The sequence below is a fragment of the Shewanella denitrificans OS217 genome (assembly GCF_000013765.1).
GTDB lineage: Bacteria > Pseudomonadota > Gammaproteobacteria > Enterobacterales > Shewanellaceae > Shewanella > Shewanella denitrificans.
Genome location: NC_007954.1, coordinates 500,897 through 526,649, shown reverse-complemented (window position 1 = coordinate 526,649; position 25,753 = coordinate 500,897). Strand labels below are relative to the sequence as shown.

Annotated in this window: 25 protein-coding genes and 1 pseudogene; 19 read left to right on the top strand and 7 right to left on the bottom strand. The window is 43.3% G+C overall.

From position 1 onward, the window contains the following. Nucleotides 1-5: 5 nt before the first annotated feature. The 5 genes from SDEN_RS02400 to SDEN_RS02380 are packed head-to-tail and all read left to right on the top strand — an operon-like array spanning nucleotide 6 to nucleotide 4,673. Nucleotides 6-515: a hypothetical protein gene (locus SDEN_RS02400; protein ID WP_011494913.1), complete on the top strand. Its 510-nt coding sequence runs from the start codon at nucleotides 6-8 to the stop codon at nucleotides 513-515. Next, entirely contained in the window at nucleotides 516-1,316 is an 801-nt protein-coding gene (locus tag SDEN_RS02395) for a TatD family hydrolase (protein WP_011494912.1), read from the top strand. Continuing rightward, complete coding sequence (locus SDEN_RS02390; protein WP_011494911.1) at nucleotides 1,313-3,238, top strand: sensor domain-containing diguanylate cyclase; 1,926 nt, start codon at nucleotides 1,313-1,315, stop codon at nucleotides 3,236-3,238. Before SDEN_RS02395 ends, SDEN_RS02390 begins: the two co-directional genes overlap by 4 nt. A 17-nt stretch (nucleotides 3,239-3,255) precedes the next feature. Next, the gene (hemB, locus tag SDEN_RS02385) at nucleotides 3,256-4,266 is read left to right on the top strand and encodes a porphobilinogen synthase (RefSeq protein WP_011494910.1); all 1,011 of its coding nucleotides are present in this window, start codon (nucleotides 3,256-3,258) and stop codon (nucleotides 4,264-4,266) included. Continuing rightward, nucleotides 4,266-4,673, top strand: a complete 408-nt coding sequence (locus tag SDEN_RS02380; protein WP_011494909.1) for a thioredoxin family protein — start codon at nucleotides 4,266-4,268, stop codon at nucleotides 4,671-4,673. The genes hemB and SDEN_RS02380 overlap by 1 nt, the downstream gene beginning before the upstream one ends. Before the next feature lie 103 nt (nucleotides 4,674-4,776). Here SDEN_RS02380 and SDEN_RS02375 read toward each other — a convergent pair whose 3' ends face one another. Together SDEN_RS02375 and rhlB are read right to left on the bottom strand one after the other, a co-directional pair. Then, the gene (locus SDEN_RS02375) at nucleotides 4,777-5,709 is read right to left on the bottom strand and encodes an exopolyphosphatase (protein ID WP_011494908.1); all 933 of its coding nucleotides are present in this window, start codon (nucleotides 5,707-5,709) and stop codon (nucleotides 4,777-4,779) included. Continuing rightward, nucleotides 5,710-7,008: an ATP-dependent RNA helicase RhlB gene (gene rhlB / locus SDEN_RS02370; protein WP_011494907.1), complete on the bottom strand. Its 1,299-nt coding sequence runs from the start codon at nucleotides 7,006-7,008 to the stop codon at nucleotides 5,710-5,712. It abuts the gene before it with no gap. Between the two features lie 152 nt (nucleotides 7,009-7,160). On the opposite strand from rhlB, the gene trxA reads away from it, so the two are divergent. The 5 genes from trxA (at nucleotide 7,161) to fis (ending at nucleotide 11,541) form a co-directional block, all read left to right on the top strand. Continuing rightward, the gene (gene trxA / locus SDEN_RS02365; RefSeq protein WP_011494906.1) at nucleotides 7,161-7,487 is read left to right on the top strand and encodes a thioredoxin TrxA; all 327 of its coding nucleotides are present in this window, start codon (nucleotides 7,161-7,163) and stop codon (nucleotides 7,485-7,487) included. A 213-nt stretch (nucleotides 7,488-7,700) separates the two neighbouring features. Continuing rightward, nucleotides 7,701-8,966 carry a transcription termination factor Rho gene (rho, locus tag SDEN_RS02360; protein WP_011494905.1) on the top strand — a complete coding sequence of 422 codons (1,266 nt, stop codon included), beginning with the start codon at nucleotides 7,701-7,703 and terminating at the stop codon, nucleotides 8,964-8,966. 126 nt (nucleotides 8,967-9,092) lie between these two features. Further along, nucleotides 9,093-9,974 (top strand): 50S ribosomal protein L11 methyltransferase, encoded by an 882-nt coding sequence (gene prmA, locus SDEN_RS02355; protein WP_011494904.1) that lies wholly within the window; start codon nucleotides 9,093-9,095, stop codon nucleotides 9,972-9,974. A 276-nt stretch (nucleotides 9,975-10,250) separates the two neighbouring features. Further along, the gene (gene dusB / locus SDEN_RS02350; protein WP_011494903.1) at nucleotides 10,251-11,219 is read left to right on the top strand and encodes a tRNA dihydrouridine synthase DusB; all 969 of its coding nucleotides are present in this window, start codon (nucleotides 10,251-10,253) and stop codon (nucleotides 11,217-11,219) included. A gap of 16 nt (nucleotides 11,220-11,235) precedes the next feature. After that, on the top strand, nucleotides 11,236-11,541 hold the full coding sequence (gene fis, locus SDEN_RS02345) for a DNA-binding transcriptional regulator Fis (RefSeq protein WP_011494902.1): 306 nt from the start codon (nucleotides 11,236-11,238) through the stop codon (nucleotides 11,539-11,541). 228 nt (nucleotides 11,542-11,769) lie between these two features. On the opposite strand, the gene SDEN_RS02340 is transcribed toward fis, so the two are convergent. Then, a complete protein-coding gene (locus SDEN_RS02340; protein WP_011494901.1) occupies nucleotides 11,770-12,783 on the bottom strand; it encodes a GGDEF domain-containing protein in 1,014 nt (337 codons plus the stop codon). A gap of 93 nt (nucleotides 12,784-12,876) precedes the next feature. On the opposite strand from SDEN_RS02340, the gene SDEN_RS02335 reads away from it, so the two are divergent. From SDEN_RS02335 to SDEN_RS02325, 3 genes are all read left to right on the top strand, one after another. After that, nucleotides 12,877-13,956: a linear amide C-N hydrolase gene (locus tag SDEN_RS02335; protein WP_011494900.1), complete on the top strand. Its 1,080-nt coding sequence runs from the start codon at nucleotides 12,877-12,879 to the stop codon at nucleotides 13,954-13,956. Nucleotides 13,957-14,203: 247 nt separating this feature from the next. Next, nucleotides 14,204-14,929: an excalibur calcium-binding domain-containing protein gene (locus SDEN_RS02330; protein WP_041405643.1), complete on the top strand. Its 726-nt coding sequence runs from the start codon at nucleotides 14,204-14,206 to the stop codon at nucleotides 14,927-14,929. A gap of 201 nt (nucleotides 14,930-15,130) precedes the next feature. Further along, nucleotides 15,131-15,409, top strand: coding sequence for a hypothetical protein (locus SDEN_RS02325; protein WP_011494898.1), 279 nt, complete (start codon nucleotides 15,131-15,133; stop codon nucleotides 15,407-15,409). Nucleotides 15,410-15,549: 140 nt separating this feature from the next. Here the strand turns inward: SDEN_RS02325 and SDEN_RS02320 are convergent, their stop codons facing one another. Next, entirely contained in the window at nucleotides 15,550-16,470 is a 921-nt protein-coding gene (locus SDEN_RS02320) for a PD40 domain-containing protein (RefSeq protein WP_011494897.1), read from the bottom strand. 24 nt (nucleotides 16,471-16,494) lie between these two features. After that, nucleotides 16,495-17,379, bottom strand: coding sequence for a PD40 domain-containing protein (locus tag SDEN_RS02315; protein WP_011494896.1), 885 nt, complete (start codon nucleotides 17,377-17,379; stop codon nucleotides 16,495-16,497). Nucleotides 17,380-17,637: 258 nt separating this feature from the next. Here SDEN_RS02315 and SDEN_RS02310 point away from each other — a divergent pair, with 258 nt between their 5' ends. The 3 genes from SDEN_RS02310 to SDEN_RS19715 all read left to right on the top strand — a co-directional run bounded on the left by SDEN_RS02310 (nucleotide 17,638) and on the right by SDEN_RS19715 (nucleotide 21,955). Continuing rightward, nucleotides 17,638-19,926, top strand: a complete 2,289-nt coding sequence (locus SDEN_RS02310; RefSeq protein ID WP_011494895.1) for a winged helix-turn-helix domain-containing protein — start codon at nucleotides 17,638-17,640, stop codon at nucleotides 19,924-19,926. A 164-nt stretch (nucleotides 19,927-20,090) separates the two neighbouring features. Then, the gene (locus tag SDEN_RS02305) at nucleotides 20,091-20,579 is read left to right on the top strand and encodes a TIGR00645 family protein (RefSeq protein WP_011494894.1); all 489 of its coding nucleotides are present in this window, start codon (nucleotides 20,091-20,093) and stop codon (nucleotides 20,577-20,579) included. 467 nt (nucleotides 20,580-21,046) lie between these two features. Next, nucleotides 21,047-21,955 (top strand): energy transducer TonB, encoded by a 909-nt coding sequence (locus SDEN_RS19715; RefSeq protein ID WP_011494892.1) that lies wholly within the window; start codon nucleotides 21,047-21,049, stop codon nucleotides 21,953-21,955. Here the strand turns inward: SDEN_RS19715 and SDEN_RS20455 are convergent. Beyond that, the gene (locus SDEN_RS20455; RefSeq protein ID WP_157599817.1) at nucleotides 21,927-22,085 is read right to left on the bottom strand and encodes a hypothetical protein; all 159 of its coding nucleotides are present in this window, start codon (nucleotides 22,083-22,085) and stop codon (nucleotides 21,927-21,929) included. The two genes, SDEN_RS19715 and SDEN_RS20455, sit on opposite strands and share 29 nt — an antisense overlap. After that, nucleotides 22,082-22,240, bottom strand: a pseudogene (locus SDEN_RS20780) (helix-turn-helix domain-containing protein); the annotation flags it as partial. The gene SDEN_RS20455 and the pseudogene SDEN_RS20780, both read right to left, overlap by 4 nt. Before the next feature lie 228 nt (nucleotides 22,241-22,468). Here SDEN_RS20780 and SDEN_RS02290 point away from each other — a divergent pair. From SDEN_RS02290 to SDEN_RS02280, 3 genes are read left to right on the top strand one after another with little or no spacing between them, the layout of a single operon-like run. Then, a complete protein-coding gene (locus tag SDEN_RS02290; protein WP_011494890.1) occupies nucleotides 22,469-23,713 on the top strand; it encodes a hypothetical protein in 1,245 nt (414 codons plus the stop codon). Next, nucleotides 23,713-24,150, top strand: a complete 438-nt coding sequence (locus SDEN_RS02285) for a hypothetical protein (protein ID WP_011494889.1) — start codon at nucleotides 23,713-23,715, stop codon at nucleotides 24,148-24,150. Before SDEN_RS02290 ends, SDEN_RS02285 begins: the two co-directional genes overlap by 1 nt. Continuing rightward, on the top strand, nucleotides 24,143-25,741 hold the full coding sequence (locus SDEN_RS02280) for a sensor domain-containing diguanylate cyclase (RefSeq protein ID WP_011494888.1): 1,599 nt from the start codon (nucleotides 24,143-24,145) through the stop codon (nucleotides 25,739-25,741). The genes SDEN_RS02285 and SDEN_RS02280 overlap by 8 nt, the downstream gene beginning before the upstream one ends. Nucleotides 25,742-25,753: the final 12 nt, after the last annotated feature.

Below are 25,753 nucleotides of genomic sequence, written 5' to 3'. Positions count from 1 at the left end.
CCATCATGCGCTTAATTTGGACTGCAGCCACTCTAGTACTATTATCGGCTCCGGCATTTGCCAGCATAGAAACACAATTAGCGAACTGCGCTGCAGTAAGCGATAAGCTAGCCAGACTCATTTGTTATGATGACTTAGCCAGTTCGACTTCTGCAAGTTCCAGTGTGAGCGCTTCGGCTAGCATGGCTGTAGCCCCAGCAGTGGCCGCAACAAACAAAAATGAAACCTTTGGCCTTAAAAAAACCGCGGTTAAGAAAGAAGATTTTGGTCTAATTAAAAAAACTGAAATTGAAGAAATTGAAAAGCTTTATTTTACCGTCGCCGAGTTTGATAAAGATGCCTATGGTTCTCTCACCATCACCTTGAATAATGACCAAGTTTGGAAGCAAAGCGGTTCACAGAGATTTAAGCTTAAAACGGGCCAGAAAATCTTTATAGAACGTGGTGCATTGGGTTCATTTTTACTCGGCTCCGATGACCGTAACTCCACCATAAGAGTCAAGCGCCTAAAATAAATGTCACGCTATGTCGATATTGCGGTAAATTTATTGAGCCCAAGCTTAATTGAACATGCCGAAAACATAATTAACGATGCGGAGAAGCTTAACGTCTCTCCGCTGATTGTTATTGGCAGTGATTTAAGCGAAAGTTTAGCGGCCTATGAACTGGCGCAGCAATATCCTAACAAACTTTACACCACCGCAGGTGTTCACCCTCATCAAGCAAGTGGTTGGGATGAACACAGTCCCTTAACACTTAAGAAATTAGCAGAACTTAACTCTGTAGTCGCCATAGGTGAATGTGGCCTAGATTATAATCGTGATTTCTCACCACGAGACATGCAAAGAGCCGCTTTCGAAGCTCAACTAGTCTTAGCTGCCGAGTTAAACATGCCAGTGCTAATGCATTGCCGTGAGGCATTTGACGACTTCATTCGCATTTTGACGCCTTATCGTGCCGCCCTTCCCTATGCGGTATTACACTGCTTTACTGGTAATGAAGATGACTTAGCAAAATGCCTAGCGCTTGATTTACACATAGGTATTACGGGTTGGGTGTGTGATGAAAGACGTGGGCTTGAATTGGCTAAATTAGTGCCGAGCATTCCCGATGACCGCTTGCTGATAGAGACTGACAGTCCTTATCTACTGCCAAGAAGCCTGCGACCTAAGCCTAAATCCAGTAAGAATTTACCCCAGTATTTACCCTACATTTTAGATTACATCGCAACGCTTAGAGGCCAAGACAGCGCTGAACTGGCAAAAACTTGCTACTTAAATAGCTGCACTGTGTTTGGTTTGGAGCCTGCTGTATGAGCCTTAACTCGGGACGCAGAGTCAGTAGCAGAACCCTAAAACTACTCCCGCTATTATCACTATTATTACTATTGAATGTGGTTATGGTGGGCATGTCTTATGCGGCTGAGCACAGACCGACCCCGTTAAGGATCACCGCAACCTCAATAACAAAAATTGACCTCGCCGATTGGCTGTATATCAATACCGCAACCCAGGCTGAACAGCTTAGTCAAGTAAGGCAGTCGACCGCTGATCAATGGCGTAAGTATAAGCCTACGGATCTGCGTTATATTGGCGCTAAAAATATCTGGGTAAGCTTTAGTCTTTATAATCCCAATGATAACTTGTCCCGTATCATCGCTTTAGACAATCCATTATTAGACAGTGTCGAGTTATATCACCTTATCGATAATCGGGTACAAAAAGTCACTCACATGGGTGATAGTCTACCCTTTTATCAAAGACCTTTACTGAGCAATATTTTTCTCTACCCTATCGAACTTGAACCTAACGAGCTGCACACCTTTTATCTAAAAGTGAACACCAAGGGCAGCATTAATTTGCCGCTAGTCTTGTGGTCCGCCAATGATTTAACCCAAGAATCCGAAGCCCAAGGCCTCACCCATGGTTTACAAATAGGCATACTCGTGGCCATCGGCCTATTTAGTTTGTTTATTGCCTTAGCTTCTGGCTCATTTAGCTACAGCTACTACAGCGTCTATGTGATGGCGCTCACCTTGCTGGTCGCCAGTGTACATGGCGTCGCGTTTCGCTATCTGTGGCCGCAATTCCCTAGCATACAACAATATGTTATCCCCTTTACCATCCCCATTATCTTGGCTTTCTCATTGCTATTTACCGAGAAGGTGTTGCAGCTTAAATATCACAGTTTGCCTATGCTGCGCTGTTGCCGTGTCTTAGTCAGTTACTCTTTTGTGTTGTGCCTGCTGGTACCCCTTATTCCTTATGATATTTTATTGTATTTGCTGGTGCTGTCGGTATTTTTAATCTCACTTATTCTGCTGGCTTTCTCTGCTATTCAGGCCATTCGCGGGCAAAAAAATGCCCGCCTTTATACCTTGGGGCGTTTTGGATTATTAATCGGCACTATACTCAGCGGGCTGATTTACTTGGGACTTATCAATCTTAATATCATGCCGCAAACTCCGGTAATGATAGGGCTGACTTTTGAAGTTGTAGTGATGGCTTCAGTGCTCGCCATGCGCTACAGCGATGAGCGTAAAGCCAAGCAGAAAATCCAACAAGAAACCTTAGAGCAAGCCGAACGCATTCGAGAGACCCGAGAAGAAGCCCTTCGAGCGGAAGCCGAAGCCAATGCTAAACTCGAGCAAATGGTGCAAGAACGCACCTTAGAGTTAGAAATAACCTTAAGAGAACTTAACGACGTCAATCAAAAACTGCTAGAGCAAACCACCTTAGACAGCCTCACTGGGGTTAAGAATCGCAATGCTTTCGATAAAAGGTTGGTGGCAGAAGGCCGCATAAGCCGCAGGCAACAGACGCCGATGGCTATTCTGATGCTAGATATCGATAAGTTTAAATCCATCAATGATGAATTTGGCCATTTAGGTGGTGACCACTGTATCCAAAGTATTGCTAAAGTGCTGACAGAACAACTTAAACGACCAACAGATCTAGTATCCCGTTTTGGTGGTGAAGAGTTTGCCATTATTTTACCCAACACAGACTTAGATGGTGCCATGATCGTGGCCGAAACAGTCAGGGCCAGCATAGATGAATTACAGCTGGTGTGGGATGAAAAGCCCATGAAAATCAGCGCCAGTTTAGGCGTCAGCGCCGCCGTCATCGAAAGCGATGAACACCCCATAGAGCTTCTCGAATTAGCCGACAAAGCCTTATACCAAGCAAAACGTAATGGCCGTAATCGGATCGAGCAAGCTATCATAGAAAACGCCTAGTTTTTCAGGAGCCTCAAGTGAATTTAATTACCAGTGCCTTCCCATTACGCAGAATGCGCCGCATGCGCAAGCATGACTTTAGCCGCCGTTTGATGGCAGAGAATAGCCTAAGCGTTAACGACCTCATTTATCCTATGTTTGTGCTCGAAGGGGTTAATCGCAGCGAAAAAATCGCTTCTATGCCTGGTATAGAGCGCTATTCCATTGATTTACTACTCAAAGAAGCCGCCGAATTGGTCGAGCTTGGTATCCCCTTAATCGCTCTTTTCCCAGTCACTCCTGCCGACAAAAAGTCCTTATTGGCAGAAGAATCTTACAATTCAGATGGCCTAGTACAACGGGCAGTGAAAGAGCTTAAACAAGCATTCCCACAGCTCGGCGTGATGACAGATATTGCCCTCGACCCCTTCACCACTCATGGCCAAGACGGCATTATCGATGACACTGGCTATATCTTAAATGACATTACCACAGAGATATTAGTCAAGCAGGCCTTATCTCATGCCGATGCTGGCGCTGACATTGTCGCCCCTTCTGACATGATGGATGGCCGTATTGGCGCTATAAGGCAAGCCTTAGAAGCTGCAGGCCATATTAATACCCAGATCATGGCTTATTCGGCCAAGTATTCTTCGAATTACTATGGCCCGTTTCGTGATGCGGTCGGCTCTGCTGGCAACCTTAAAGGTGGCAATAAGCACAGCTATCAGATGGATCCCGCCAACACAGATGAAGCCCTACACGAAGTCGCACTGGATATACAAGAAGGTGCCGACATGGTGATGGTTAAACCTGGCATGCCTTACTTAGACATAGTACGCCGAGTAAAAACTGAACTTGCTGTGCCCACATTTGCCTATCAAGTTAGCGGTGAATACGCCATGCACATGGCCGCCATAGAAAATGGTTGGTTGGCAGAAAAGCCTGTGGTGATGGAGTCGCTGCTGTGCTTTAAGCGCGCGGGGGCCGATGGGATTTTAACTTACTTTGCCAAACGAGTGGCGACCTGGCTTAAGGAAGAGAAATAATGACCCAAGATATGCTAACCGGTGAATTAACTCCTGAGATGCTGCTGAGCCTAGCCACCTTTGCCGACAGCCATCAAGCCTACCAGCTCGATGAAGATAAAATTGCCGACTTAAGTGAATTAACCCAAGACACTGAAATTGTAACCTTAGTTGGCACATGGTGTCCAGATTGCTATCGGGAAGTGCCGCGGCTTATTAAAATCTTAGCCAGTCTGAACAGCCCGCACATTTCAACACGCTATATCGGCCTAGACCGTGACAAGCGCGATAAACAAGGCTTAGGGGCTAAGTTTGAGTTTAGCCGTATCCCAACCATAATCATAATGCAAAATAATCAAGAGGTTGGCCGTATCGTTGAACGTCCAAACACCAGTCTAGAACAAGCACTATTAGATATTTTGTTCTAAATTAACCCAATAAAAATGGCAGCTTAGGCTGCCATTGTTATGTCTGGGATACTACATTTTTGAAATGCGACTTTCACAGCCAGTACTTGCTAAACCCTGTCAGCTAGGCGTCATTTACTGCTAAGCTGAGTCGCTGTGCCAACATATGAATCACCCCTTCCCTGAGTGCCCCACCCGACAGATGCAAGGCATCGATAGATAAATGCTCGAACAAAGCGAGCAAAATAGCAACCCCTGAGACGAATGTCGGTCGCCTATCGGCCCTGAGGCCATCAATTTGAGCGAGCTTAGCATCGGACTGTGCCAAAATTTCATCCCTAAGGCCAGTCAATACCTCTAAGGTAATCACTTCTGACACTTCCCTATGGGCAAGTACTGACACCACAGATTGCACCGCACCTGACGCACCCACAACAGTGTGCCAGCCTAAATTTCTTAGCATCTCTAGATGGGGTTCGATAACAGTATAAATATGATGATATACATCATCAAAATCCAATTGCTGAAATGGCGCGGCGCTAAAAAATTGCTTATTAAACACCACACTGCCAATAGGTACGCTAGTTTTAAATAACACGCTGTGGCCATCACCGACGATAAACTCAGTGCTGGCACCGCCAATGTCTATCACTAATCGCCGCCCTTGGCCTGTGGTCGTTGCCATCATGCCTTGATAGATAAGCTCAGCCTCTCGCATTCCAGAAATCACTTCAATTGGGTGGCCGAGAATAGGCAAAGCCCGTCGATGAAAATCATCGGCATTAGCTATCATTCTAAGGGTTGCGGTGGCGAGTACTGCCAGATGGTCGGCATCGATATGATGTTTTTTAAGCATAGTGGCAAACATGGCAAGGCAGTCGAGCCCCCTTGCCATCACAGCTTCATTTAATATGCCATCCTTGGTGATCCCTTCGGCCAAGCGCACCTTGCGCTTATACTTAGCAATAATAACCGGCTGGTGACCTATGGTTCTGGCCACCAACATGTTAAAACTATTTGAGCCTAAGGTAATGGCTGCGTAAGCAGGTGTCTGCATCTAAGATGGTCTTCGGGTCCTGTGACGCGGTGGACGTGCACCACCACTTCTATGGGCACCTTTAGCGCCATCTCGTGTACGACTCGTTGGGTGTTTACGATGAATTTTGACTGGCGTTGGAATGTCATCCAATAAGGCTTCTCTGTCATAACGACTGACAGGCACTGAATGACCTATGTATTGTTCAATCGCCGGCAAATTAAGGGCGTAGGTTTCACAGGCAAAACTCACAGAGACACCTTTGTTGCCCGCGCGCCCCGTACGACCAATGCGGTGAACGTAATCTTCACAATCATCCGGTAAGTCATAGTTGTACACGTGAGATACATCAGAAATGTGTAACCCACGGGCCGCCACGTCGGTAGCGACCAACACGTCTAGATCACCACTGGTAAACTGCTCAAGAATGCGAATTCGCTTTTTCTGTGGCACATCACCGGTAAGTAAACCCACCCTGTGACCGTCCCCTTCAAGCCAAGACCAAAGGTTTTCACAACTGTGTTTAGTGTTGGAGAAGACGATGGCTTTTTCTGGCCAATCTTCTTCCATCAAGGTCAACAACAGACGCATCTTATCTTCGGTTGAAGGATAGAAAATCTCTTCTTTGATGTTCTTAGAGGTTTTCTCTTCTGGGGTGACTTCCACCTTTTCAGGATCATTCATGTGATCATAAGCCAGTTCTTGCACTTTCATCGACAAGGTGGCGGAGAACAACATGTTGAGACGAGAAGAGGCGTCTGGCATACGACGGAACAAGAAGCGGATGTCTTTGATAAAACCGAGATCGAACATACGATCGGCTTCATCCAGTACCACGGCTTGAATGGAGTTCAGGCTGATAACGCCTTGACGTACATAGTCAATGATCCGTCCTGTGGTACCAATTAAGATATCCACGCCTTTATCCAATACTTCACGTTGTACTTCGTAACTTTCGCCGCCATAGACTATGCCGACTTTAAGGCCAGTGTGCTTAGCAAGCAAGTTGGCATCTTTGGCGATTTGGATAGCCAATTCGCGAGTAGGCGCCATAATAATGGCCCTAGGTTGATTCAATTCACGGGCCTGAGGTGCAGGCGTGGTTAATAGGTGGTTAAAAGTGGCCACTAGGAAGGCCATAGTTTTACCTGTACCTGTTTGAGCTTGCCCTGCTATATCTTTTGCTTTTAATAAAACAGGTAAGGATAACGCCTGAATTGGCGTACAAAACTCAAAGCCATTTTCGTTTAGTGCCTGAATTACCTCAGCATGTAGAGGAAGATCGGCAAATCTTTGTGTAGATAAATGTGTTTCGCTCATAGCGGAAGCATACCTGTTGGGGTTGCAATAAAGGACTCGATGGTTTGAAATAGCTGCATTTAGTAAACTAAGGCTTGAAAAGCTATTTAACCAACCCAATATACATGGTAAGCCATTAATAAACTAGCAATGGAACCAAACTGGAGAATAACATGAGTGATAAAATTGTATACCTAAGCGATGACAGCTTTGAAAATGACGTCCTAAAATCAGAATTACCAGTATTGGTAGATTTTTGGGCTGAGTGGTGTGGCCCTTGTAAAATGATCGCGCCAATCTTAGATGACGTTGCCCAAGAGTATGCAGGCCGAGTAACGGTAGCTAAATTAAATGTTGACCAAAACAACGTTTCTCCAGCTAAATACGGTGTTCGTGGCATCCCAACTTTGTTGATGTTCAAAGGCGGTGAGTTAGTGGCAACTAAGGTTGGCGCACTATCAAAAACTCAATTAAAAGAATTTATGGATGCACAAATCTAAGCTTTATTATCGATTTTAGCGACCAGCGGCACAAATTGTGAACAATTTGTGCCTTTTTCTTACTAAAAATCTGGACGTCCCTGAAGTTAAGTGCTAATTTATTCATCAGCTTTTTCAATTAATCCTCTTCTCGCTTATCAATCATTATTTACTTACCACCAACTTTACTGATTGATCGCGGTAAGCTTTGTCGCGAACCACAAGACCCCCAAAATGAATTTAACTGAATTAAAAGACACCCCTATTTCTGACTTAGTTTCCTTAGCCGAAACAATGAAATTGGAAAATATGGCCCGTACTCGTAAACAGGACATTATTTTCTCAATTCTTAAAGCCCACGCCAAAAGCGGTGAAGATATTTTTGGTGGCGGTGTACTTGAAATCCTGCAAGACGGCTTTGGTTTTTTACGCAGTTCCGATGGCTCATACTTGGCAGGTCCTGATGACATTTATGTCTCACCAAGCCAAATTCGTCGTTTCAACATGCGTACCGGCGATAGCATATTCGGTAAGATCCGTCCGCCTAAAGAAGGCGAGAGATATTTCGCGCTGCTTAAAGTTAGCGAAGTCAATTTCGACAAACCAGAAAGCTCAAAGAATAAAATCCTGTTTGAAAACTTAACCCCGTTACATGCAGAAGAACGTCTGCGTATGGAACGTGGTAACGGTTCAACAGAAGACATTACCGCCCGCATCCTAGATTTATGCTCGCCAATTGGTAAAGGCCAACGTGGTCTTATCGTTGCGCCGCCAAAGGCAGGTAAAACCCTATTACTGCAAAACATCGCCCAAAGCATTACCTACAACAACCCTGATGTGGTGTTAATTGTATTGCTCATCGATGAACGTCCTGAAGAAGTGACCGAGATGCAGCGCCTAGTGAAAGGCGAAGTGATTGCATCAACCTTCGATGAGCCTGCTAGCCGTCACGTACAAGTGGCTGAAATGGTCATTGAAAAAGCCAAGCGCTTGGTTGAGCACAAGAAAGACGTGGTTATCTTACTTGACTCTATTACCCGTCTGGCCCGTGCCTACAACACAGTGATCCCTTCATCGGGTAAAGTGTTAACCGGTGGTGTGGATGCCAACGCCCTGCACAGACCAAAGCGATTCTTTGGTGCAGCTCGTAATATCGAGCACGGCGGCAGCTTAACCATTATCGCCACCGCTCTGGTAGATACCGGTTCTAAGATGGATGAAGTGATTTACGAAGAATTTAAAGGTACAGGTAACCAAGAGTTACACCTTTCTCGTAAAGCCGCTGAAAAGCGCGTCTTCCCAGCGATTGACTTCAATCGCTCTGGTACTCGTCGTGAAGAGAAGCTGACTACGACTGAAGAACTACAGAAGATGTGGATTTTGCGTAAAATTCTTCACCCTATGGATGAAGTTGCCGCAATGGAATTCCTTATCGACAAATTGGCCATGACCAAGACTAACGATGAATTCTTTACCGCGATGAAACGCGCCAAGTCTTAAGCATAAGATGACGTGTTAACATGCCGCTCACCGAGCGGCATGTTTGTTTACAGTCTCAAAATATTCAGAAAAAGACAGCCAGGCCCTCAGTGTCTGCAGTCGATATCGACAAAACAGGAGCATCCCATGCCTTGGATCCAACTTAGAATCAACACCAACAGTGACCATGCTGACGCCATTGGCGATATCCTTATGGAGCAAGGCGCTGTGTCTATTACCTATGAAGACGGTAAGGACACCCCTATTTTCGAACCTAAATTAGGTGAAACGCCGCTTTGGCAAGACACTGTGGTGGTGGCGCTATTCGATGCTGGCACAGATCTAGCGCCGACCGTAGCCCTATTAGCCACCTCGCCCATGCTAGGGGAAAACTTCCCCCACAAAATCGAGCAAATCGAAGACAAAGATTGGGTCCGTGAATGGATGGACAGCTTTCATCCGATCCAATTCGGTACTCGCTTGTGGATTTGCCCTAGCTGGCGTGAAATTCCCCACCCTGATGCGGTGAATGTAATTTTAGATCCAGGTCTCGCTTTCGGTACTGGTACCCACCCCACTACCGCTTTGTGCCTAGAATGGCTAGACAGCTTAGATTTAAGCGATGAAGAGGTGATAGATTTTGGCTGCGGCTCAGGCATTCTTGCCATCGCGGCCTTAAAACTTGGCGCCAAGAAAGTCACTGGCGTTGATATCGACTACCAAGCCATAGATGCCTCACAAGCCAATGCTGTGCGTAATAATGTCCAAGACCAACTGGCCCTGTATTTACCAGAAGATCAACCTGAAGGACTCATAGCCGATGTGCTGGTTGCTAACATACTCGCAGGCCCGCTGCGGGAACTTGCGCCGCTCATCGCAGAAAAAGTCCGTCAAGGCGGCAAGCTTGCACTTTCTGGCCTGTTGCAGGAGCAAGCTGAAGAGTTAGCCGAATTTTATAGCCAATGGTTCCAGATGGACCCACCTGCCTATAAGGATGATTGGAGTCGCTTAACAGGCATACGTAAGTAGTAGGCCCCAATAACGCTGTAAAAATAGGATTATTGACTCAAATATCAATGAGTGCCGCCAAGATTTGTCTTGGCGGCATTTTTTTTATCTGAATGTAGAAGCTATGTTAACCCTTTGCAACGCCCACTGGGCTTGATACTCGGTCAAAATCGACACGAACTTCTTGGCAAACAAAAGTCAAGCAAAAAAGTTTTGCTCAGGTCATTTATTGACCTTTTCATCGCCGCGAAAAAGGGCTACTATAGCGCCCCTTTGACGAGCAAGGTATATATCGTGATGCAAATTGGCCCCTATCAACTGAAGAATCAGCTGATCGTGGCACCAATGGCAGGTGTCACAGATCAAGCCTTTCGAAACCTCTGTTTACGTTATGGTGCAGCCTTAGCCGTTTCAGAGATGCTTTCCTCTAATCCCGAAGTATGGGACACAGAGAAAAGCCGCCAGCGCATGACACACTCTGGTGAAGAAGGTATACGCTCAGTACAAATTGCCGGCGCCGATCCTGATTTAATGGCCAATGCCGCTCAGTTCAATGTTGAACAAGGCGCGCATATCATTGATATCAACATGGGTTGTCCAGCGAAAAAAGTGAATAAAAAATTTGCAGGCTCAGCATTGATGCAAGATCCCGCGCTAGTAAAAGACATTTTACAAGCCGTGGTTGCCGCAGTAGATGTGCCTGTCACCTTAAAAATTCGCACAGGTTGGGATCCTGAACACAAGAATGGTGTTCAAATCGCCCAGATTGCCCAAGATTGTGGCATTGCCTCCCTCGCCGTTCACGGCAGAACGCGGCAATGTATGTATAAAGGCTTTGCCGAGTACGACACGATAAAAGCAATAAAACAGAATATCTCTATTCCTGTTGTCGCCAATGGAGACATAGACAGTCCAGAGAAAGCGCGGTTTGTGCTTGATTACACTGGCGTCGATGCCCTGATGATAGGACGAGGTGCCCAAGGACGGCCATGGATTTTTAAAGAGATCCAGCACTACTTGGAAACAGGTAAAAAATTAGCGCCCATTGAGATACACGAGCAACGACTTGTCATGCTCGAGCATCTAACCAAACTGTATGAATTGTATGGCGAATATAAAGGTGTCCGCTTCGCCAGAAAGCATACGGGATGGTATTTAAACCAAGAGGAACAGCGCCAATTTCGTGCTGACTTCAATCGGCTCGAAAGCGCTGACCAGCAATATTCCCTAGTGGAATGTTATTTTGATGAATTAGTAAAAAATTAATAAAGAGCAGAATAGAATGTTTGATCAGACAACTAACACTGAAGTTCACCAGCTTACCGTAGGCAAAATCGAAACTGCAAATGGCACTATCAAGCCACAGTTATTACGTGATGCAGTAAAACGTGCCGTAACTAACTTCTTCTCTCAGTTGGACGGTCAAGAAGCCTCTGAAGTATATGAAATGGTATTAAGCGAAGTAGAAGCGCCTTTACTAGACATCATAATGCAACACACACGTGGCAACCAAACACGTGCAGCAAACATGCTAGGTATTAACCGCGGCACCTTGCGTAAAAAATTAAAGAAATACGGCATGAACTAATCCGAAGGGATTAGCTTGTTGTATTGAAAAGGGTTTTCCAGAGATGGAAAACCCTTTTTGCTTTGTATGGGGCACACACCAGGAGCGACGCAACAGCAGACAACCTCTAAGTGTAAGGGGCTCGCATGGGGGCGCGCACTGGATTTTCCTTCATGTTAACAAGCTCCCACTAAGCCGCTTATTCGCAGCAACGCGCACCCAGTGGAAGGCGCTTGCCTATAAAAGCGCTTATTTTAAATAACCGCCGTCAAACATCACCTTGTTTCTGCCTAAATCTTTGGCTAAATATAGCTGCTTATCGGCTTTGGCCAGCAAGTTTGACAGTGTCATCTTAGCCTCGAATGTTGCGACCCCAACGCTTACTGTCACAGCTAAGTTTTGATTTTCAAATAAAAATTCAGTGTCACTTATCAGTTTTCGAATTGATTCCGCCAACTCAACAGCTTGGTTTGCATGTTCAGCTTGCACTAACACACAGAACTCTTCACCACCCACCCTAAAAGTGTCACTGTAGCCCGCAATACTGCTTATTTGTTTAGCACAAGCCTTCAGGACAATATCACCCGCTTCATGACCATAGGTATCATTAATCACTTTAAAATAATCGAGATCTAACAATAATATGCACATAGGCAGAGTGGAAGTTTGAGAAAGTGATTGAAATCTCTTACTTAAGGCTAAGCGATTGTAATGCTGGGTTAAGGGATCTAGCAGTGCCAATGTTTGTAATTCATTTTCAGAGCGTTCCCTATTATTTTCATAGACATAAGCAATAAGCCAAATCAGTGCATAGCTGCAAGAAAAGTTCAAAATCATAGGCCAAGGCATGACATCAGATTTAATGCTAATGTCGATTAATACAAAAATAAACAGAAAGCTGGCAGGTAGAGTGGCTGTTTGTTTGCCAAGCATAAGCAAGTAAAGAATGGGTAAGATCAACGCCCAACAAAACATAAAACTTTCTAACCTTGCTACATAAACAGCAAACATCACTATTGCCGTTAATCCATAAACATATAAGTGAGCCTCCCAAGGTTTGTGATTATCATTTAGTGCCCGTTGCATTAACCAAAATGACACCAAGGCATATCCTAGCTGCAGGCCTGCTAACACTGGACTTAAGCCTATAAAAAGAATGTTGATCACCCCAAGTAACAGCCCGAGCATTCCAAGTAATCCACAAGTTCCTATCAACACTTTTGCTCTTAACTTATGGGTTTTGTCTAACTCAACTTCATGCATAACACTTCCATATCATCTTGATTAGCTTTATGTTATTTCATCTTGGCTTGATATCAAAACAATGATTTATTAAAAACCCATTTAGGAGAGCATATGTGTTTACGAGTACTGAATAATTTAAATGAGCAATATCCAGTCACTGGCAGGAATATGAATTGGTTTAGGCCTATTAATGTCAGCCTGTATCGTTTTACAGAAGGACTCGAGAAACAAGGCCTAACTCACAAGCAAATGCATACATTAGCCCTGCCACAGAGTGCCGTCTTTAAGTGGCGTTCAAGCTATGCCAGCGTAGTCGCCATGATGGGTGATGACGAGCAAGGTTATGCTGCTGTGGATGGCATGAATGACCAAGGTCTTATGGTTAATGCTCTGTACGATACTCCCGCAACTTACGCGCCTGCAGAACCTAACCAAAATAACAGGAATATCAGCGTGCTTTGCTGGCCGCAGTATATTTTAGACTGCTTTGCCGATGCCAAAAGCGTGGCTGAGTATGCACGCCATAACACTTTAGTGATCTTGGATGACCTAGTGCCTGAAGGTGGGAATGAACGAGAGTTAGTCCCAGCACACATTCACCTTGCCGTGTCAGATAAAACGGGAAACTCAAGCATCATAGAAATAACTAATGGCGTGTTGAGCGTTTATGAAAATCCAAAATATCAAGTGGTCACTAACGAACCTGATTATGCAACTCAGCTGAGTATATTAAAGCATTGGCAATACTTGTGGGGCCAAACTCAGCCTAGAATTGATACACCTGTTTATACTGTGATGGGGGGTTATACACCCATCCAAAGTTTCGATAATGCAGCTTTCTACCTAAGCTTGTCCGACAAAACAGAGCAACCAGAAGACGTGCTGGCCCAAACCCGCGCTTTTATGCAAAAAGGTGCGATTCCTTACCAATTTAATCCCAAACAGTCTGACCATGCCACCTGCACACGTTGGACAAATATGGCAGATCATCACAGCAAAACTTATTACTTTATTAATCCACTGAACATGATGCCCGTTTGGTTAGACGTGAAACACACAGGTCAACCCAGTGCAAAAATTCAATTAATCACAGTCAAAGAATCTAAAATCGATAACCACTCAGAGTTACACGGCAATCTACAGAAACAATTAATACACTGCCAAGACCCGTTTGCGCTTATGACGCATTAATAAATGCGATGACCAATAATAGCGTCTCACATGGCGCTATCGATGCATTTATTTAGCCCTATATGAACGTGAACACTAACTTCTAATACTACTTTGTGGCTCCTCCCCATTACATCTTTGTCGTCGTTCACGCCTATTCGTATCTACCCTAATCACATCTATGCGTGTATTATATCCAAGCTAATAATCAAGGATTAGCGCTACAATATCGACAATGAGCAGTAAACAACCAAAGGAATGGGGTTATATGAACATGGAAAATGGCACATTAGTGCGTTGGAATGAAGGCAAAGGCTTTGGATTTATTCAGCCAGAACAAAAAATAACCTGCTTATTAAATAATAAACCGGATGAAGCGTTAAATATTGATGTGTTTATTCATATCTCGACCCTCAAACACATGGCGCGCAAGCCTAAAGTCGGTGACAACATAGAGTTTGAGCGCGAGCTGCAAGCCGATGGTAAAGTCAGAGCCCGTCGAGCTCATATTACTGGGGTTGCCATCCTAGCAAGCTCTCTTCAGGTCAATAGCCAAAGCCATTCAAAGGCTGCACTGAGTACAAATAGCAGTGCTATCCATCACAGCTCTCAGCACAATTCTCTGCACAGCAAAGACGCCTTTCATCTCGTCAAAAGCGGCCGCGACACGGCACCGAAGAACAAAATGGCTAGCCATATTATTACCACTTTATTGCTTATTAGCTTAGGGATTTATGGGTTTAGTCAATCTAACAAAATCACCGCCAATGCCAGCGAGCCAGTGCCAACCCAATTACAGTCAGATGCAAATACGCTTAGCCAAAACACGGTGCAAAAACTTCAGCCCAATTTTTATTGTGAAACAGCTAAAACCCATTGCAGCCATATGAAATCCTGTGAGGAAGCCACTTTTTATCTCAAAAATTGCCCAACGACTCAAATGGATGGCGATGGTGATGGTATCCCTTGTGAACGCCAACATTGCGGTTATTAACCACGCAGCATTTACCATCTAAAGATTAGGCGAGGAGGAACAGATGATAAATGTCACTCTGACCCCATTGGTTTCAGATTAACACGGCAACTTTATGCTAGGATCCGCCACCAGCTTTATGAATGTGCACCCGCCCACATTTGTTTAACTGAGCGTCATGACAACCTACCGTGATAAAATAGACCCATGAGGACACGATATATGAGCAAATTAAATGCCGAACAGCGTAAAACCCGCGATAATGAACGCTTCTCGCAGCGAGTGGATGAGCGCAGAGTAAAAGGCGAAGATGTGGTGGCCTATGCACTTGCCAATGATAAAGCCTATAAATTTCTGACTAAATCTGAAAAACACAGCTTTAAAGAAAGACAAGCTGCCCAGGGTGAAGTTGCCCAGCAAAACAGCAAGCTTAAACAGCAACAAGAATTAGCCAAGATTGAAGAAGGCTTCTTCGAAGACGAAGACGCACTAAGCACGTAATAATATCCCTTCAAAAATAGCCAGAAGACCGCAATAAACAGCCATTGTGAATCCCCTCTATAATCCAATGGCTAGCTCATACAACTGCCGCTAACGCCCTGCGTTTCAATAATGAAAAATCTGCATTTGTGGTCATCCTCCTAAAAATTCGTTTTCTTTAACTCGGTGATTATGTCTGTGCTTACCCAGTAAATATTAGGGTTGCCGCTTTTCTCATCATAGCGATTGAAAAATAAATATTTGCCATCGGGCGTGATAGTAGGGCTTCCTTCTCTAAAATTAGAATTGACGGTAGACCCAAGGTTGATGGGTTTTGACCATGTCCCGTCTTGCTGCTTAAAATAGACGTAAATATCCTTGTCTTTGGTTTCATCATTGTCTTTATGGGCGTCTACCACTAAGAAATCTTGAGATGGGGAAATAAAACCGTGGGAACCATACTCAATGCCGACATCCTGCCCTTCGGCAAATTGGTTATTGTTGTTAAGGGCGTAATACATTTTTCTTTTTGACGAATTGATATAAAACAGATCGCCGTTTTGGGCTTCACTCGACATGATAACTTCTTCTTTATTGAGTGGTGAATCCAGCAGTATCGCCTTGCTCCAAGCGTTATCTAAACGGTTTACATACCAGATTTTAAGCGGATAACTCGAGTCGTAAGTGGAAAAATAAATCCTGTTACCACTAAGGCTCGCAAATGGACTAAATTCATCCGCGACCTTACCTTGGGTAAAATTGGCTTTGATAGGCTGAGTCCAATGCTGGTTTTCGAGTGTTGAAAAATACACAATAGAGTGGCCTTTCACCGTTGCAGAAAAGTACATTTCATTAAAGTCAGCAGAAAAAGACACACCCCCTTCATATCGTCCATCCACAGAGACAATACCCGCCGCGAAAACCTCAGGCGTTAACCCAGGCGGTGTTTGCCCAAAGTAGGGACCTTTTAAGATTGGAAAGCTAGCCGCGTTTTCAATCGTGTCTTCAATCTTGGCTTCAGCAGCGGCTGAGGTTAGCGGTATCGCCCACAATAAGACTAATAATGTTAATGTTTTCACCATTTATTCCTTTTTTTTTTTCGTTTTTTATTGGGGTTTGAGGGTTTCAATAATCTGTGCATCCACCCAATAAATATCGACGTCACGCCCATCTACGCCTCTGTTAAACAGCATGTATTTGCCGTCTGAGGTGACACTGGCGTAGGCCTCCCATTTATCGGAATTGACCTTATCGCCCATATTGATGGCAGGGCCCCAAGTGCCATCTTGTTGTCGAAAACTGATATAAAGATCTGAATCCCCGTAGCCGCCTTCCCGCTTACTATCCCAAATAAGGTAACTCTCATCCGCTGCGATAAAAGGGTGGGCGGTATAGGTGCCCGAGTTGACCGCAGGGCCCATTTTTATGGGCGCTTGTCGCTTGCCGTCCTTGAGCCTAGATATGCGAATGACGTCTTTACTTTTATAATCGTCAAACACATAGGTACCTTGGGAGGACACGGTAAGACGCATAATGCCCCAGTCTTTGCGGTCAAACATAGGCCCAAGGCTTTTACGTTCTGACCAGCCCTCGCCTATCCGGTCTTTATAGCCCTCTGCCATATGCATGCGCTTGCCGTCAGGGGAAAACGCCGTTTCACCGCGTCGGGGGAATTCAATGTATTTAGTCCAGATATTGTTGTGCTGACGATAACCGATAACAGTTGGGCTAAATTTTTTATCGGGACCATTAGTGTATTCACTGCGGTCTAAAGTGAAGTAAAACTCTTTCATGCCGGGAGCAAACACACCTTCGAGCTCCCAGCCTTGTTTCGAGATGATGCCTGGTGCAAAGAGTTCTGCCATCATGCCCGGTGGTTGTTGACCCATATAGGGGCCTTTAAGGACTGGAAATCCCTCTTGGCTATAACTCTTACTGCTAAGTAAAAGCATTGAGAGTAGCAATACTATAAAAAAATAAAGATGCTTCATGAGTGATCCCTTATCTGGCTATACGTCAATTTAGATATGCTCTGTGAAATTAAACAGAGAAGCCAAATCTATACCCTGCGATTTTAAAATACTTGAAGTTATGATGATTTCTAGCTGACGTCTTGCTGATTCACTCAAAGCCACATGTTATCAATTAGTTATAAAATTATGTTCAGCAGGCCCCTGCGTTGTGCTAAGGTGACTCATCTTTTTTAGACTCACTTCTGAGCAGCAGATTTCATTCGAAATAGAGGTTTTATGGCAGAGCAATATTCGATTGGTGGTTTTTTTATTGATTTATCCAGAAATCAAATCACGCAAAATAACCAATCTCAAATAATTGCTCCAAAAGCCTTGGCAGTACTCACTTACTTGGCTGAAAACCAAGGTAAGGTGGTTAGTCATGACGCATTGCTGGAGAACGTCTGGCAAGGCACTGTCGTTTCACCTAATACATTACAAAGAAGCATCGCCCAATTAAGAAAAGCCCTAGGTGATGATGGCAAAGTTCAGGTTTATATTAAGACCCATGCAAAGCAAGGTTATAGCCTTGAATGTGATGTTAGGTGGCACGATAATATTGAATCCCCTCCCCTCAATGCCGCTCAAGAAAATATTGTCGACACGCCGACTATGAGTGAGACCAACGCCCTTGCTATGAGTGAGGACAACACGCAAAGCAAGGCGCAACATCACTCTCACGACAAGGATCAAAGTAAGAGCGCCACAACAACCGATAACGCCAAGCCTTCAAAGCTGACTGTAATGCCGCTGTTTACCCTCTTTGGCATAATTATCTTGGCGTATATCGGCTATCAGTATCTTATGCCTCAGCCGCCCTCGAAATTATCCTTTGGCGAGTTACGTCTACTGACCACCACAGACAATAAAGAATTCGCGAGCATTTATTCACCCGATGGTCAGTACGTGGTTTTTCATCGCTATTCAGCAGTGTTTTGCCGCAATAACATCTGGGCAAAAAACACTAAGACTCAGCAAGAAACTCAACTAACCAAAGACTTTGATTCATATGGAAGTCATAGTTTTTCTACCGATGGTAACCAACTGGTCTTTATTCAGACGGGGGGTTGTAGTAAACCTGAGCCCGATAATCAGTGTTATAAGCTCATGAGTTTGGATTTTCACAAGGCACTGCAAGCACCTCAATCGGCAAAGGTATTGGTTGAGTGTAAAAATTCAGAAATAAAATTTCCTAAATGGCTAAATAATGACGATATCGCCTTATTTCAAAAGCTGTCTAATCGTTGGAAATTGACCCGTTACTCGGTCAGTGCAAACAAAACCACAGATATTTACGAGATTGATGAGGGAAATTTAATTTACTACGATTATTCGCCAGAAGATGAACTGCTTGCCGTGATAAGTTCCCATAAAGATGGTCAGTATTACATTGAAATTCTCAAACCAGATGGCCGTCTTATTTCCAGCAACCGCATCGAATACCCAAAAGAAATCGCAAAATTTAAGAGGATCTACCCCAATTTCTCCCCCTTAAAGGAACAACTCATTTTTAGCACCGGCAGGCAATTATTTACCCTGTCTTTTGATGGCCAAGTCACTAACATCAGCTTGCCCCTCGATCAATCTATGGGCCAGCCCCAGTTTCATCCTGATGGAAAGCGTATGCTGGTCATTAAAGGCCACTACGACAGTGACATAGTATCTTTGCCACTCTCACAGTTAACGAGTTCCCCGCTAGTGAGCTCACAGCCCAATACCGCGCAGATTGAAAATGCACAAATAGTACAATCATCGGCGCAAACTCAAAGCCTTACAAGCAGCGATTATTCAGTAATAGAGCGCTCAACATATGGCGAAGATAGCGCCAAATTACAGCCCAATGGCGAGCTAATCGCATACCAATCGGATCGTTCAGGAGAAGAGCAACTTTGGATAACCGACGGTAAAAGTTCACAGCAACTCACCGACTTCCCGATGGATACGTATATATATGGCATGGATTGGGCGGCTGACGGCCAAAGTCTTTTAGTCAATGCTAACGATGTGCTCATTCAGGTATCTCTGGATTCAACGCAAACGATTTTTCCATTGGAATACCCTGTGTTTCAACTTTTCCAATGGGACAGTAAAAACAACCGCGCTGTGGTGCTTATTCGTATTCAAGAGGTACTCACATTCGCCGAGCTTAATTTAACCCACTTAGAGACTCGAACCATTAACGACAAGGACATTAATTGGGCGCTTAAAAGTGAAAATGGCCAACTGGTTTACGCGGATAAGATGGGCAGGTTTTGGCGCCCAGGGCCAGTTGAAGATCAACGGATTGAAGCACTCGATGGCCAAGAAGCCGAAAAGCAGCGCTTCGTGATAAATGACAATGTCATTTACGGCATTAATAAACAAAACCAATTGTGGTCCTATGGGCTTAACGAGGATAAATTTGACATCCTTGCAGACTTACCCAGCAATGTCGATTATTTAACCGACATAGATAACAGCCAGCTTTTGATGAGCATCCGCGTTTCCGCCAGAAAAGACGTAGCTGAACTCACCATAAAACAGTAGAAAATTTAAGGCCGATGCGAAAGCGCGGCCATGAGATAAGCACTCATGCCAGACGATCATGCTTGCTACTGCATATCAGCGCAGTTAAAGTTGCCCATCTTAGGGTTTAACGTTAATAGCTCGCTTCATTGCAACGATATTTTATCTGAAGGGTTAATTTTTTTATGGAAAAAGTGTTTGAAAAATTGATGTACGCATCGCGCTGGATCATGGCGCCTATTTACTTAGGCTTAAGCCTCATCTTATTTGCCTTAGGCATAAAGTTCTTTCAAGAAATTTTTCATCTCATCCCCAATATCTTCGAGATAGCTGAAGTGGACTTAGTGCTTATCACACTGTCACTTATAGATATCACTTTAGTGGGTGGTCTGCTCATCATGGTGATGTTTTCGGGCTATGAAAACTTCGTCTCACAACTCGATGTGGGTGAAAGCAGTGAAAAACTCAACTGGCTTGGCAAGATGGACGCTGGCTCCCTTAAAAACAAGGTGGCCGCCTCTATCGTGGCGATTTCATCCATTCACCTGCTAAAGGTATTTATGAATGCCGAAAATATCGCTAACGACAAGATCATGTGGTATTTGCTCATTCACATCACCTTTGTGCTATCCGCCTTCGCCATGGGCTATTTGGATAAAATCACCCGTAAATAACTCCCCATAAGCATGGGTTAATAAGAGCGCTACAGAAAATGACAAAGCCCCGATACGGTTAAGGATCGGGGCTTTTCTGTTACAAGAGATTCAGCTTTAAGCTTTTAGGCGTTAGACCCGCGCTGAATTTGATAATCTTAGCGCTGTATAGATCTTACGCTCAAGATTTATCAATCCGTGGAAAATTTAACAATACGTGGACCATTAAATTCCCCAAAGCATTACAGTATTTTAGTTATCCAAATAGCCATTAATCCGATGGAAATTGATGGTTTTTACAATCAAGGTAAGCAAAACATCCTGTTCTATAGAGAGTGGAAATCTGATATCTTCCCTCTGCCAATGACTCATAGTGATACCCTATTTTTTGGCAAGATAAAGCGCACCACTCTCAGTCGTTGGCCCCCTCTAACCCAGTCTATGAGTGTTGTAGTTATTACCTGAATTCAGGCTCAAAGAAGAAAACCATGATTAATATTATATATGTGTTTTTGTTAATGTTTATTTTATTAGGATGTAAGTCAACGACGGTAGACTTAACAGTAAAGCCAGGTAAATGTTACCAAATTGAGTACACAGCCAAACCCCATTACACGCTCCAAGTGTCACAAAAAACCGTTGCCGCAATAAATCGATTTAATAATTGTGATTTTGTTGAAGCGCAAACCATATTGAATACGGCAATGCCAATGTTAGCTAATGATAATATGCTAATAGCATCATACCATGCACAAATGGGGGCCTATGATATGATGAAAAACAGTCTAGATAGAGGAAATTATCAGCAGGTCATAAGTTCAAGTAAGGTATGGGCTAATTTTGTAAAAATAGAGAATGATCCCCGTATTATCAAAGAGCTGTATATTGCCTATCGCATGTTAAAAAACGAAGAGAAAACAACACAATTAGCAGCTTTAGCCTTTGAAACCCCTGATGCCGCAGAATCATACTTTTCTCTATGGCATCAAAAGAGTTTTCCTCAGCACTATAAAAATAAAAAAATAAACATAACATTGGCCTTGCTAGATCTTATGCATGAGCAACTGCAATCAATGAATGAATTACCAAGTTCAAGGTATCCTGGAGACACTGTAAACACTCGGTTAAATCGCACTGATTTGAGTAAACCTTTCTCTATATACAAAGTTGCACCTGAAGCAATATCACCAGGTTGGGTCATATTATCCTTCTCTGTTAACAAAAAAGGTAGAACTGAAGATATTAAAGTGATTGATGTAAGCCCAGTGGGAGGGTTTGAAGCTGATGCCATTAATACGCTTTCAAAGTGGCTTTATTTACCTGCTGAATCTGAAAATGGTAAGGCAATTAAAACAGAAAACTTAAAGGTTAAACTTGAGGTAAATACTCAAAATTAAAGCGGACGAGTTGTAGAAAATCATCAGTGTCATAAACAGTAAATGTCTCAGTCGCCGGGGCAAATGATCGCTCACCGATAACTTTATCGCCCAGACGCATGTCCAACGTCAGTGTTACCGCTGTGCTCATAGATTAGTGTCCCCACTGGGGTTGGCGTCACTATGCTGCCCCGCCACAATATTGGTCTCCAGACCATTCAGGATTTTAAACACTGTAGAGGTGTAAACATCTTCGCCTTTTTCGACACAGCTCAAGGTCTTCTTAGTCACCCCGCACAGCATTGCGTAACCTGTTGACTTGAAGCCTACGTACAAAATTTAACAATGCTGGCACGGTAAATTTGAGCACCGTTACTTTTCTGAACAATTGGCGACACAAAACCACGAACACCAACATCACCTTAACCATTGATTTTATTGAAATATATTCTTGTTTGTTTTTTCATCACATTGCTTAATGACCCATGTTCATATATATTTTATTCACAAACTTATCTCTCGTTGGCGCCTTGTATGTTTTTAGCACAATGTAAGAATCTATTATGCTTTTCCCTGCTTGTTTTAACACCCTATGGTGTAGCAAATGAGGCTAACAACGACAAATTACAATTCAGTGGTTTTGCCACCTTAGGAGCGGTTTACTCTGACTCCTCCCATCGTGGCTACCGTAAAGATGTCAGTTCAGATAAGGGCGTTTACTCTGGTGAAATTGATCTGAAGCAGCATTCATTAGTGGGCTTGCAAACTAATTGGGCCATTTCGCCTAGTTTCGATTTTGTCTACCAAGGGGTGTTCAGAGACTTACCTGAGCCATCACTAGATAGATATACCACGCTCGCTTTTTTACGCTATGAAATGAACACCAATTGGAGTTTCAGAGTTGGCCGAACCGCTCCAGATCTTTTTTTATTAACAGAATATCGTGACGTCGACTTTTCTTATGCCTGGGCGACAGCGCCAAATGAGATATATGGCATTATCCCTTATAGAAGTATTGACGGTGTTGACGTTACTTATACTCAAAGAGTCTTCGGTGGTGTTTTTAAAACCAAATTATTCACCGGCTCCAGTGAAGCTGAGATCTCGGCAACTTCGGTTGTTGAAGAGATAAAAATAGAAGATCTTGTTGGTCTCTCGCTTTCTTTCGATCACTTTAACTGGATAGTACAGGCAAAATATACCCAAGCGACCATAGCTAACGATGCAAAAACGAATCAAATGGGCATTGATATTATTAGTCAAATTCCTGATTTCTTATGGCCTAATGCAGATGCATTCGCTCAATCATTACGCTTGGCGGGCAAACAAGCCAATTACGCCTCGGTCAGTGGTCAATATGTTTGGCAAGATTGGCTAGCCTCTGCTGAATTGGCAAGGATAACCTCAGAAGACCAGGTTTTTCCTAGTATCACAAGCGGCTATGGTGCTTTGTCATATCAATTTAATGCCCATCAAGTGTATGGCATCTTTGCATTTACTAATTCAGATTATTATGTTTTCAATGAGCCTGGCGTTAATCGAGCTGCCTTAGGTGAGCTTATCCAAGGCGTGACAAGTTTGAAGAATTTCTACGCCACTAATCAGCAAACGTTCTCTCTAGGATGGCGTTGGGACATCACTAATTATATGGCTTCAACGTTACAATGGAACCATACCAAATTAGATGAGCAAGGCACGACATTATGGTTAACTCATCCTGGTCAAGAAGTGGCAGAAAATGTTAATACCTATTTACTTAGCCTGAGTATGGTTTTCTGATGAAAAAAATTAATCAGGCTAGCGCCGCCATTCTCGCATTACTTTTTTTCAGTGTTTCGGTTCTGGCGCAAGATTCTCTCGCTGTGGTGGTAAACAAAGCCAATCCAGTTGATGAATTATCGCGTTCTGAACTCATTGATTTGTTCATGGGAAAATATGTTGCCTTTCCTAATGATGTTAAAGCGATACCAGTTGAACTCAATGGTGATCATAAAATTAAAGTCGATTTTTATAAGCAGTTAGTCGATATGCCTTTATCACAAGTGAATGCTTATTGGTCAAGACTGCGCTTTACTGGAAGGAAGCGTTCAGCGATATTTCAGTCAAATGAAGCTGAGCTAATCGCGTTTATCATAGCTAATGAGCAAGCTATTGGTTATGTGCCTCAGTCACTCATTACTGATGAATTAAAGGTTGTTTATATTTTACATGAATAAATCAGGCTTAGTTATTCGATTAGCAATCGTTATTATTTTTACAGCAGTGATTGTTGGGCTGATTACCACCCAAATTTTCTATCGCTTTACGTTTCTTAATGAACAAGTACTGGGTCAGCAAAGTATTCACCAATTATCAAACACAGTATCAAAGACTGCATCGATAGCGAGTTATTTGGGTGATGAAGAACTGGCCAGAGAAGTGGTTAATGGCTTAATTAGTAATGATGTTATTACCTCTGCAGCGATTAAAACCGATACCCTAGTGGTGAAGAGTGATAATTTCCCTGACGCTGACGCTTCCATCGATACACTCGAGTTTGCTTTGTATTCTCCTTTTCAAAAAGATCGACGTGTGGGGTTACTTATCGTTGAAGCAAATGATGATTATCTGCGCGTTAAAGCGAATAATATAAGTGCAACTAATACGTTTTTTGTGGGTATTGAGGCACTGATTATCACCATCATTTCAATTTTAGTTACCTATTATGTCATTACTCGTCCTATTTTAAACATAGGCAAAGCCTTGCACTCAATCAGTCCAGGTACCAGCGAACGAATAGCCAAGCCTCTTTCTCATCAAAAAAGTGAGATAGGCCAGCTCGCCGATGATGTTAATGAATTATTAGCTAAAGCAGAACAACAATTACTAAAAGAAAAAAGTCTTAGAAGCGAAGTAGAAGTATTAGAGTCAAGATTCAGAATGTTGTTTGAAAATGCGACCTCTGCAATAGCCCTGGTAGAACCCAAGGGCGATTTACTGCTCTATAATGAGACGTTTGAAACCTTAATTCAAAAACTGCAGTTACCGTTGAAAAAAAATTACGGTAATTATTTGCAAGATCTGTTCATCATGAAGAAAGAACTGCATGAGCAAATCCAAATAGCGTTTGAAAATAACGAGTCAGCAATGGCTGAGTTAGAATTAATCTCACCTCAAGATGAAAAAATTTGGATGCAAGTGGTGGTAACACCTTTGGTCACTGATGATTTTCAAGAGAATTATCAAATTACCTTACACGATATCTCAAAACGTAAGTATCAAATATCATTACTGGATAAAAAAGCAAACTTCGATAGCTTAACCAATTTATTTAATCGTCATGCGGCAGAGCAACACCTAAGACAACTAATGGCAAATCGTGAGCCTTTTGCCCTGATCATGATGGACTTGAATGACTTTAAACCCATCAACGACATTTTTGGTCATGACGCGGGTGATGAACTATTGATACATGTATCAAGCCAATTATTAAAAAGTGTAAGAAAAGCAGACATATTAGCACGTTGGGGGGGTGATGAATTTGTGCTTATTTTACCAAAGGCTTCTAGGGAAGACGTTATTAATGTTTGCGCTAAATCAGCAGCAAAACTGAGTAAGCCACATAACTTGTCACAGCATGATAAAAGCGTTTTTGTTACTGCTAGTATGGGCGTTAGCTTTTATCCAGATGATCAAGTTGAATTATTAGAGTTAATCAGATCCGCTGACAAGGCCATGTATCAAGCGAAAAAACAAAAAACGATTAACAATGAACTTTACTTATCTTTTACCAGTGACAAAGCCAACCTAGTAAGTGGTAAAAAATGATAGTGGATCTAC